Raw genomic sequence first — 10,846 nt, forward strand, 5'->3', positions numbered from 1 at the left:
CCCTGGCGCTGGCCAACCAGCTCGCCGAAGCACTGGCGGCGGCCCACAACGCGGGGCTGGTGCACCGGGCGCTCTCGAGCTCCCGCGTGGTGCTGGTGCCCGGCGGGGCTGGCCTCCGCGCCATGGTGACGGGTTTCGAGCTGGGCCGTGAACCCTCCGCGGCCGAGCTGCCCCACCCCGCCCCCGAGCAGCGCGTGGGCGGACCGGCGACGCCCCGCTCCGACCTCTGGGCACTCGGCGCCGTCCTCCTGGAGCTGGTGACGGGCGAGCGGCCCTCTCCGGCGGTGCTCGACGAAGCCCTGGTCCCCCGGCTCGCGGGGATGGACCCGGGATGGCGCGAGACCATCCTCTGCTGCCTCGAGCGCGCCCCGCAGGCCCGCTTCGCGAGCGCCCGCGAGGTGAGCCGGGCGCTGTCCGTTGCCTCCCAGCCGAGCGTCGCCATCCGCACCCTGCTCATGACGGACCTCGTCGAGAGCACGCGACTGGTGGAGACACTGGGCGATACCCGCGCCGCGCAGCTCTTCAATCGTCACGACCGGCTTGCCCGCGACCTGCTCCGCGCGCACGGGGGCCAGGAGATCGACAAGACCGACGGCTTCCTCCTCCTCTTCGACCGGCCGGTGGACGCGACCCGCTATGCGCTCGCATACCACCAGGCGCTGGCCGAGCTGGGCGTGGAGCTGGGTGTGCCGCTGGCGGCACGCACGGGCATCCACCTGGGGGAGGTGCTCCTGCGCGAGAATCCGCCGGCCGCGGTGGCCCGGGGTGCCAAGCCCGTGGAGGTCGAGGGACTGGCCAAGCCGGTGGCGGCCCGCACCATGTCCCTCGCGATCGCCCGTCAGACGCTGATGACACGCGCCGCCTTCGACATGGCACGCCGGGCCTTCGTGGGCACCAGCCATTCCGAGCGTCCCCCGGAGTGGATGGTCCACGGCCCGTACCTCTTCGCCGGAGTGGAGGAGCCGACCGAGATCTGCGAGGTGGGCGTACCGGGCTTCGCGCCGCTGGCGCCTCCGCCCGGGGATGGCCGCAAGGTGCGGCGCGCGTCCGCCACGGGGTCCGCGGTGTCACGGGTGCGGCGCAGGACCCTTCTCACCGCGGCGGGGGCTCTCCTGCTCGCGGGCGCCACCGGCGTGGTGTCGTGGCCCGGTCTCCGGCTGGCGGGTGGCGGCCGGGCACCTCGGGGAGAGGGCCGCTCACGCCGGGTCGTGGCCGTACTCGGCTTCAAGAACCTCTCGGGGAACCCGGACGTGGCCTGGCTGTCCCCCGCGCTCGCCGAGATGCTGAACGCGGAGCTGGCGGCAGCCGAGGATCTCCGGACCATCTCCGGCGAGAACGTCATCCGGCTCAAGCAGGAGCTGGCCCTGAAGGACAGTGATGGGTTCTCCAGGGACACCCTGGCACGGCTCCACGCGCACCTCGGCACGGACTACGTCGTGCTGGGCTCGTACCTGGCGGTCCCGGGCGCCTCGGGTGGGCAGCTCCGCCTGGTGTTGCGGCTCCAGGACACCACGACGGGCGACACCCTCACCACCCTCACCGAGACCGAGATGATGGAGGATGTGCTCAAGCTCATCTCCCGGATGGGGGCACGTCTGCGTGGGCGTCTCGGTGCGGAAGACGCCACCTCCAACAGCCCGGATGCACGCGCCTCGCTGCCCGCCAACGCGGAGGCACTGCGCTACTACGCCGAGGGGCTCTCCCACCTGCGCAGCTACGACACGCTCCTGGCCCAGGAGCGGCTCACCCAGGCCGTGGAGGCGGATCCCCAGTACGCCCTGGCCCACTCCGCCCTGGCCGAGGCCTGGTCCACGCTCGGCTATGACACCCGCGCGCTGGAGGAGGCGCAGAAGGCCCTCGCACTGGCCGGTACCCTCAACCGCGCGGACCGCCTCCTGGTGGACGGACGCCTGCGCGAGTTCGGCAAGGAGTGGAACAAGGCCATCGACATCTACGACACCCTCTACAAGTCCTACCCGGACAACCTCGACTACGGCCTGAAGCTGGCCTCCGCGCAGCTCTCCGGTGGCCACGCCCGGGATGCGCTCGGTGTGCTGGAGGAACTCCAGAAGCACCCCGCCTCGGCCTCGGAACGGGGCCGACTCCAGCTCGCTCGGGCCGAGGTGATGGACGCCACCTCCAACTACAAGGGCGCGCTGGAGGCGGCGGCTCGGGCGGCGAAGGAGGGCACGGAGCAGGGCGCGCGCCTGCTGATGGCACAGGCCCTCTCGGTGAAGGGGCACGCGCTGCTGCGTCTGGGCAAGCCCCCCGAGGAGGCCCTGGCGGTCTGCGAGGAGGCCCGTCGCATCTTCACCGCCGCCGGGGACCGGAACGCCGAGGCCAAGACGCTCAAGCAGATGGCCATCATCGCCCACGGCGCGGGGGACTACGAGGAGGCCAAGCGGCTGTTCGGCGAGGCCGTACACATCTGGCGGGAGCTGGGCTACCGCCTGGGCGTGGCCACCGGGCTCCACGGCTTCGCGGACTGCCTGTTGATGCAAGGAGATCTGGCGGGGGCCAAGGCCCTGTTCGAGGAGTCCGTGGGCATCACCCACGAGCTTGGCAACCGACGCGTGGAGGCCGGGGCGCTCGTCAACCTCGCCGTCGTCCACCACCGCCAGGGGGTATTCCAGAAGGGAAAGGAGCTGGCCCTCGAGGGCATCCGCCTGAGCCGGGAGACGGAGTACCGCTACTGCATGCACGCGGGCCTGTGGGTCCTCGGCGCCCTCTACCTGGAGACCGGGGACCTGGGGATGGCACAGAAGCACTTCGCGGAGAGCACCGCGTCCGCCCAGGCCATCGGGGACCAGCGGTTCATCGCCTACAACCTGGTGTCCACCGGGAACGTGGCCCTGCTGTCGGACGAGCTCGTCCGTGCCCGCGGCCTCTTCGAGGAGGCGATGCGGCTGCGCAAGCAGGCGGGCGGGCGGAGCGAGCTGGCGGAAGCGAGGATGGCGCTCGGGCGGCTCGAGTTGGAAGCGGGGCGTACGGAGGAGGCCGAGCGGCTTCTGCGAGAGGCGGTGGAGACCTTCAAGGCGCTCAAGGTTCGCGCCTGCGAGGTCGAGGCGGCCCTCCTGCTGGCGCGGGTTTCACTGGCGCAGGGGCGCCTCGCGGATGCGCGGGCCAGGTGTGAGCAGACGGAATCCCTCGCGAGGACGAACCAGAATGCCCTGGTGAGATTGGCCTGGGCGGTCACGTCGGCCCGCGTGGCCTCGGCCGGGCAGGACGCGGACGCCATCGTTCAGCTCCAGGCCGCGGTGGCGGAAGCCAGACAACTGGGTAGCACGCTGGCCGAGTGCGAGGCGCGGCTCGCGCTCGCGGAGGTGGAGAAGCAGGCGGGCCACGCCAAGGCAGCCCAGGAGCAGTTCCAGACGCTGGAGAAGTACGCCGCGGAGCGGAAGCTGCTGCTCTTCGCGCGACTGGCGCAGACGCACCTGCGGCGCGGGGTACTGTCCCGCGCCAATCAGCAGTGAGTCCGGCCCCCTCTCCGTCAGCCTACCCACGAACCGCGGCGAGCTTGCGCCGCCACCGGCGCACCCGCTCCACCGCGTTCTGGGGCAGCACGCGCTTGGCCACCTCGCGCACCTGCCGCAGCGTCTCCTCGCGCCGCACGAGCCACTCCCCTCCCCCGTTGGGCGAGAGCACCCGCAGGGACACCGTGCGCCGCTGCTGGGTCGTCCAGTCGGACTTGTAGGACTCGGTGCCCCGGAGGAAGTCGTACTCGGCGAGCCCGGCGTCGATGGCGTCGCGGAACGTCTCGCCCACCAGCACCAGCCCCACGCTGCGGTTGCGCCAGGCCGGGTCATAGCCGGACTGGAAGTAGATGAAGGAGTCCCGGTGCAGGATGCCGTACACCGAGGCCACCGCCTGGCCGCCCACCTTCATCGTGTAGAGGCGCAGCCGGCCCCGCTCGGCGAGCAGCTGTGTGGCATCCCGGTGGAAGGCCTCGACGCCCCGGCCCTTGATGCCCTGCGAGCCCCCGTCCGACTCCCACCGCATCGCGTGCAGCCGGAAGAAGTCCGTCAGCGGCCCCGCCAGCGCGCCCGGCGCCTCCGTCTTCTCAATCCGGTAGCCCTCCTGCTTCTCCAGCCACTTCTTGCGGCGCAAGAAGTTGTCCCGCCGGCTCGTGCGCCGCAGGAAGGCATCGAAGGACTCGCCCTTGGGCAGCAACTCGTACGGGCACACGTACCGCGTGGACATCCGGAAGTCCGCCCGGTTCTTCTCGAAGGTCTCCCGCAGCACCCGGATCGTCAGCGAGTCCTCGCGTAGGTCCGTCAGGTCCAGCACGTCCCACTGGTCCCGCAGCTCCCACAGGGCCCCGGCGAAGGCGTAGGCCACCTCCTCCTCACGTCCGCGCCGAGCGACCACGTCCAGGTAGTCGCTGCCCACGTGCGTCTCGCCCAGGAAGGCCAGGCGACGGATGGGCCGCCCCAGCACCCACTGGACCTCGAAGCCCAGCGGCATCAGCCCCACCAGATCGCCGCTCCGGTCCTTCGCCTGCATCACGAAGGGCTTCCGGTCCGCGCCGATGCGCCGACACCACGGGTACACCCACTCCCACGCGTTGAAGGGCCCCGCGGTGCTCGAGTCGAGCAGCGCGTTCCAGGCGCCCCGCATGGCCGCCAGCTTCGACAAGTCCCCGACGGCGCCCACGTCCAACCACCGAGCGGGGCTCGGCGTCGGAGACAGTTCCGCTTCGTGAATCACGGTGTGAACCTCGTGCCTGTTTCAGTGTCTCAGCCCGCGTGCTTGCGGTTGCGGCGATCCATCGTCAGCGCCCCACGCACCACCGTGGCCACCTCCGCCATCACCTCCGGCGTGAGGTCCTGGTGGCAGGGAATCTCCACGATGCTCCGCCGCAGCTGCGCCACCTCGGGGAAGGCGGACGCGTCGCACGCCGGGTGGAAGTGCTTCCAGAAGTCGATGGCCTCGATGCCGCTGGCGTGCAGCCGCGCGAGCACCTCCGCCTTGTCCTCCACCACCAGCGGGTAGAAGAGCGGGCTCACCCCCGCGGGCAGCTGGTTGAACAGCGGCGCCGACACCTCCCGCAGCCGTCCCAGCAGGAAGAAGTAGTTGCGCCGCCGCCGCTCGACGATGGCCTCCAGGTCCTGCGCCTCGGCGAGGCGCCTGGCGAACGGGCTCATCCCCAGGTCCACGTGGCGCCTGTCGAAGTGCTGCGTGCCGGTGGCCACCCGCTCGATGTCCGCCGCCTTCACCGCGCCCTTGCCGAGGCCCCGGATGAAGCGGCGCACCCCGCGCCCGAACGCTCCGCCGCGCAGCTCCAGGTTCTGCAGCAGCGCGGAGATGGTGTGGCTGAACGTGGAGGTGAACGGCGGCGCGGGAGGCTCGGGCAGGCTGTACTGCCGGGGGCCATTGACGGTGAGCGCCCCGCCGTGCGGCAGCGGCAGCGTCTTGTAGAGGCAGAAGATGCCGATGTCCCCCGTCGTCCCCAGCGGCACCGAGCCATCCGCGCTCAGCAGCGACAGGGCACAGTCCTCGATGAGCGGCAGGCCGTGCTTGTCCGCCAGGGCGCGCATCGCGTCCACCGGGCCGGGGAAGCCCGCGTAGTGGGTGAGGTAGAGCGCCTTCGTCTTCGGCCCGATGCGCCGCTCCACGTCCTCCACGTCCACGTCCCAGCGGCTGCCCACCCGGTAGAAGCGCGGCGTGGCGCCCGCGTCCATCACCGCCTCCACCTCCACGCCGTGGTGGTAGGCCGGCATCAGCACCTCGCCCTTGTCCAACCCCAGCATCTTCACCGTCGTCCAGACGGCGTTGCGGGCGAAGTAGAACCAGCGGACGTTGGAGGCGCTGAAGGGCATGAAGCCGCTCGGCTCGTTGTGGCCGAACAGCATCCCCGGCCACAGCGTGGGCAGGGCGGGAACGAACAACCTCTGATTCTTCACCGCTTCCATCGCGCCACTACCTCCCTGGCCACCGGGGCCCAGCGGAACTTCGCCGCGCACAGCGCACGGCCAAAAGACGTGTCATTGAAGATGTAGAGCCAGGTGTGGCGGCGGACCTTGTCCGTCCAGTCCCGCTTCCACACCATGTCCGGCCCGAGGAAGTCGAACTCGCGCAGGCCCCGCTGCATGCAGTCGCGCAGCACGTCCTCCATGAGGAGCTGGCCCGGGCTGCAATCCCCCAGCGACTCGTCGTAGCCGGGCTTGAGCAGGAAGTAGCGCCCGCCGTACTCCAGCGCGTACTGGAAGGCCACCGCCCGCCCCTCCAGCCGCATGTAGTAGAGCGCCAGCCGGCCAGCGTACGCCGCCTCCCGCGCCAGCTCCGAGTAGAAGCCGCGGGTGCGCGCGTCCTGCGCCATGGCCGTGCCGCGACGGCCCTTCCACCCGCTCGCCTCCAGCGCGAAGCCCTCCTCCAGTCGCGCCTCCAGGTCGAGCCCCCCTTCCACGCGCTCCACCGTGACGCGGCCCTTCTCCTCCAGCTTGCGGCGCCGGCGGCGGCAGTTGGCCTTGAACTTGGACTGCAGCGTCTTCTGGTATTCGTCCCAGGAGCCCGGCAGCGGGATGTAGGGCGACTGCAGCGACTCCCACGTCCCCACCGGCAGCCCCGAGGCCTTCGCCGCCTCGTACAGCGCCCACCCCGCGCCCCCCTCGGGCACGTCCGTGAGCAGCAGCACGTCCCAGCTCGAGTCCTGGCGCAGGTGTCCGAGGAACGCCTGCGCGGCGGCCTGGGGCTCGCGTGCCACCAGGTCGAAGCGGCACGAGTGCGGGTTGGCCGTGGCGGAGAGCTGCCGCACCGGCACGCCATACATCGAGGCGCGCCCGGCCAGCAGCGGCAGGCCCGCGGCGAGCCGCCCGTCCCCATCGCGCAGCGTCAGCAGGCGCAGCCGCGACTCCGGGGCGAAGTTGTCCACCCACACCCGGAGGAACTCATGACGGTAGAAGGGCTCGTCGGCCGTGGACCCCACGAGCGCGTTCCACTCCGGCTCGAGCGTCATGAAGGAGGTGCGATCCGCCACCTCGACGACGCCCGGCGCGGGGGTGAGCTGTCTGGCTTCCATGCTTTGTGTCTGGCTCCTGACGGCGCGGGGCCCCCGAGGTCCCGCGTGCGCCGCAAGGTGGTAACGGCCCTGCCCGCCAACAACCCGCGCGCGCCATTTCGCCCGATGGGGCATGCGAGCAGGCAGGCCCGGCCAGCCTTCTGTTGGACACCCCACGGAGCCCGAGGCAGAGCCTCCGGGGATTCCGCGATTCGACGCCTCCAGACATGTCGCCTACGCTCCGACTCCTCTTCAGAGCCGAGGACCGTATGAGCACACCGAATGCCATTCCCTCCCACCCTGTCGGCAAGCACGCCCTCGTCTTTGGCGGCAGCATGGCGGGGCTGATCGCCGCGGGCGTCCTCGCCCGTCACTTCGAGCGCGTCACGCTGGTGGAGCGGGATCGCTTCGAGCCGGGCGCGCAGGCGCGCAAGGGCGTCCCCCAGGGAGTGCACGTCCACGGCCTGCTCACGCGCGGCATGGACATCCTCCGGGAGATCTTCCCCGGCTTCCGGGAGGACCTGAAGGCCGCCGGCTCCAACTTCATGGACATGACGGGGGACCATGCCTGGTACATGGGCGGCCACTGGCGCCCCCGGACGCCGTGCGGCATCTACTTCTACGGGCAGAGCCGGCCGCTGCTGGAGAGCGTGGTCCGCAAGCGGCTCCAGGCGCTGCCCAACGTGGCCGTGCTCGATGGCCGTGAGGTGACCGGCTACCTGACGAGCGCGGACAAGGCCCGCGTGACGGGCGTCCAGCTCCGGGCTCCCCATGACGGGCAGGAGGAGACGCTCGAGGCCGAGCTGGTGGTGGACGCCAGCGGCCGCGGCTCGCGCATGCCCCAATGGCTGGAGGCGCTGGGCTACCCCCGGGTGGAGGAGACGCGCATCCAGGTGGACGTGGTCTACGCCAGCCGCGTCTTCCGGCGGCCCGCGGACTTCGTGGCGAGCTGGAAGATGATGACCATCGCCCCCCAGCTGCCCGTGGAGCGGCGGCTGGCGGTCGTCCAGAACATCGAGGACGACCGGTGGCTCGTCTCGATTGGCGGATGGCTGGGCGCGCAACCGCCCATGGACGACGCGGGCTACGTCGAGTACCTCCGCAACCTGAGCCAGCCACACATCTACGAGGCGCTCAAGCACGCCGAGCCGCTCTCGCCCATCAACGTCTTCCGCATCCCGCACAACCAGCGGCGTCACTATGAGCGGATGCCGCGCTTCCCCGAGGGCCTGGCCATGGTGGGGGACGCGTTCTGCTCGTTCAATCCCATCTACGGCCAGGGCATGACCACGGGCGCGCTGCAGGCCCAGACGCTGGGCGAGTGCCTGCGCCAGGGCCTGGGCGGAGTGTCCCAGCACTACCGCCAGCGGGTGGGCAAGCTGCTGGAGCTGCCCTGGTCCATGTCGACCAGCGGGGACCTGCGCTTCCCCGAGGTGGAGGGCAAGCGCCCGCTGGCGAGCGGCCTGACGGACTGGTACGGCGATCAGGTGCAGCGGATCGCGAACTACGATGAGGAAGTGCTGGGAACGTTCGTCCGGGTGATGCACATGCTCGAGTCGCCCACGGCCCTCTTCTCCCCGAGGATGATGCTCAAGCTGCTCACCGCCAGGCCGGCCGCGGCCGATCTGAGCCGCCAGCCGGAGCCGACCTTCGCCACCCGCGCCCAGGCGGCCTGAGGCCGCGGGCTCCTCCTCCCCGGGGTGGAGCCCCCCACCGCCTACAGGCCGGAGCGCGCCATCTTCAGCAGGCAGCGCGCCACCTTGCGGCTGTCGTGGCGGATGCGCGAGCCCTCCTTGAGGAGATCCGCCTCGACCGGGACGACGCCCGCGCTGATGAGGGCGCGGCGATCCACCCGGACGGGGAAGGAGCCCTTGAGCCCGTAGCGCCGGGCGGCCTCCTCGGAGGGCGCGGCGCAGTTGACGAGCACCGCGTCCAGCACCGGGCCCACGTGGTCGATGACGGCGCGCACGTGGTCCAGGCAGTCCATGCCGTCCGTCTCGCCCGGCTGCGTCATCAGGTTGGCCACCATCACCTTGAGGGCCCGCGTCTCGCACAGCGCCTGGGCCACCCCGTCCACCAGCAGGTTGGGCATGACGCTCGAGTACAGCGAGCCCGGCCCGATGGCGATGAGGTCCGCGGCGTAGATGGCCTCGATCAGCCCGTCCACCGGAGGCGGCGCGCGAGGGCTGAGCAGCACCTTCTGGATGCGTCCGTGGGCGCGGCAGATGTTGCGCTCGCCCACCACCTCGGTGGCGTCCTCCATCTGCGCCACGAGCTGCACCGGCGCGGTGGTGCTGGGCAGCACCCGCCCCTTCACCCCGAGCAGCTCCCCGGAGACACGCACCGCCTCCAGGAAGTCCCCCTTGAGCTCGGCGAGCGCGGCGATCAGCAGGTTGCCCACCGCGTGGCCCGCCAGCCCCCGCTTCCCGGCGAAGCGATACTGGAAGACCTCGCTGAGCGGGCTGGTGCCCTTGCCGCCCGCGAGGGCCACCAGGCAGTTGCGCACGTCTCCGGGCGGCAACACCCCGCGCGAGCGCCGCAGCCGGCCGGAGCTCCCCCCGTCATCGCTCATGGCCACGACGGCGGTGATGTCCAGGCCCGGATCCCCCAGCTTCGGCTCGGCGCGCCGGGACAGGCCGCGCAGCACCATGGGGAGACCCGTCCCGCCTCCCATCGCGACGATCCGCGTCGGCCGTACGTCGAGCGCCTGTAGCAGCTCGTTCCGGCCCGTCGTCCGGCGCGCCTCTTCCACCAACGCCTCGTTGAGAGGCGATTCCGACTCGAGCATGTCCCCGTCCCCTCTCCAACCCCGTCCGTCCATCCCGCCACCGGCCTCCCGGTGGCGTCACTCGAGCCTCAACAGGCCCGGACCGCCTTGACCTCTACCGCGCTCCCCGCGCCAGCAGCACGTGCCTGACGGTATGGAAGATGATGCCGAGGTCCAGGAACAGCGAGCCGTTCTTCACGTAGTACAGGTCGAACTCCAGCTTGTTGCGAGCGTCCTCCACCGACGCTCCGTAGGGGTAGCGGATCTGCGCCCACCCGGTGATGCCGGGCTTCACCGCCTCGCGCAGCCCATAGAAGGGAATCTGCTGCTTGAGCTGCTCGACGAAGACGGGGCGCTCGGGCCGAGGCCCCACGAAGCTCATGTCCCCCACCAGCACGTTGAACACCTGGGGAATCTCGTCGATGCGCGTCTTGCGGATGAAGCGGCCCACCCGGGTGACGCGGTCGTCATTGGCCCGGGCCCACACCGCCCCGTCCTTCTCCGCGTCCGTGCGCATGCTGCGGAACTTCCACAGCCAGTAGCTCTTGCCGCCCAGGCCCACGCGCTCCTGCCGGTAGAAGAGCGGCCCCTTGGAGTCCAGCTTGATGGCGAGCGCCACCAGCACCAGGAAGGGCGCGGCGCACAGCACCAGCACCGAGGCCACGGCGACGTCGAAGGCCCGCTTGGCCAGGCGCCGCAGGGGCGAGACCGTCAGCTCGTCCGCGAAGGCGAAGTCGCTGGTGCGCAGGTGGGCCACCGGAATGCGGCGCAGCACGCGCTCGCAGAAGCCCGTGGCGTCGTACACCCGGCGCCCGGCCAGGCGGCAGCGCAGCAGCGCATCCATCCAGTTGGCCCCGCGCATGTCATCCGCGGCCTGCACCACGAACTGGGCCCCGAGCCGCTCGGCCAGCGCGTCCACCTGCTCGGGCTGCTTGCCCTCGGCCACCGACCGCCGGGGATCCACCAGCGCCACCACCCGGAAGCTGTCCTCGCCGCCCTGCTCGATGGCGTTGGCCACCGCGCGCGCCTTGAGGCCGTCTCCCACGATGATGACCCGGCTGGGGACACCCACCACCGCGCGC

At 71.3% G+C, this 10,846-nt stretch carries 7 protein-coding genes; 2 read left to right on the plus strand and 5 right to left on the minus strand.

Annotated features, from left to right (window positions below):
- Window positions 1-3,473: tetratricopeptide repeat protein (locus tag VF697_RS11890; RefSeq protein ID WP_331094371.1), on the plus strand; the 3,473-nt coding region annotated here is incomplete at its 5' end.
- 22 nt (window positions 3,474-3,495) lie between these two features.
- Here the strand turns inward: VF697_RS11890 and VF697_RS11895 are convergent.
- The 3 genes from VF697_RS11895 to VF697_RS11905 are packed head-to-tail and all read right to left on the minus strand — an operon-like array spanning window position 3,496 to window position 7,018.
- Window positions 3,496-4,707 (minus strand): GNAT family N-acetyltransferase, encoded by a 1,212-nt coding sequence (locus tag VF697_RS11895; RefSeq protein ID WP_331094373.1) that lies wholly within the window; start codon window positions 4,705-4,707, stop codon window positions 3,496-3,498.
- Between the two features lie 29 nt (window positions 4,708-4,736).
- Window positions 4,737-5,912 carry a DegT/DnrJ/EryC1/StrS family aminotransferase gene (locus tag VF697_RS11900; RefSeq protein ID WP_331094375.1) on the minus strand — a complete coding sequence of 392 codons (1,176 nt, stop codon included), beginning with the start codon at window positions 5,910-5,912 and terminating at the stop codon, window positions 4,737-4,739.
- Window positions 5,900-7,018: a GNAT family N-acetyltransferase gene (locus VF697_RS11905; RefSeq protein WP_331094377.1), complete on the minus strand. Its 1,119-nt coding sequence runs from the start codon at window positions 7,016-7,018 to the stop codon at window positions 5,900-5,902. The genes VF697_RS11900 and VF697_RS11905 overlap by 13 nt, the downstream gene beginning before the upstream one ends.
- Window positions 7,019-7,266: 248 nt before the next feature.
- Here VF697_RS11905 and VF697_RS11910 point away from each other — a divergent pair, with 248 nt between their 5' ends.
- The gene (locus tag VF697_RS11910; RefSeq protein WP_331094379.1) at window positions 7,267-8,673 is read left to right on the plus strand and encodes an FAD-dependent oxidoreductase; all 1,407 of its coding nucleotides are present in this window, start codon (window positions 7,267-7,269) and stop codon (window positions 8,671-8,673) included.
- 41 nt (window positions 8,674-8,714) lie between these two features.
- Here VF697_RS11910 and VF697_RS11915 read toward each other — a convergent pair whose 3' ends face one another.
- Both VF697_RS11915 and VF697_RS11920 read right to left on the minus strand, forming a co-directional pair.
- The gene (locus tag VF697_RS11915) at window positions 8,715-9,785 is read right to left on the minus strand and encodes a gluconeogenesis factor YvcK family protein (RefSeq protein ID WP_331094381.1); all 1,071 of its coding nucleotides are present in this window, start codon (window positions 9,783-9,785) and stop codon (window positions 8,715-8,717) included.
- A gap of 94 nt (window positions 9,786-9,879) precedes the next feature.
- The coding region (locus VF697_RS11920) for a sugar transferase (RefSeq protein ID WP_331094383.1) at window positions 9,880-10,846 on the minus strand (967 nt) is incomplete at its 5' end.

Origin of the sequence: Archangium sp. (assembly GCF_036388035.1) — a bacterium.
GTDB lineage: Bacteria > Myxococcota > Myxococcia > Myxococcales > Myxococcaceae > Archangium.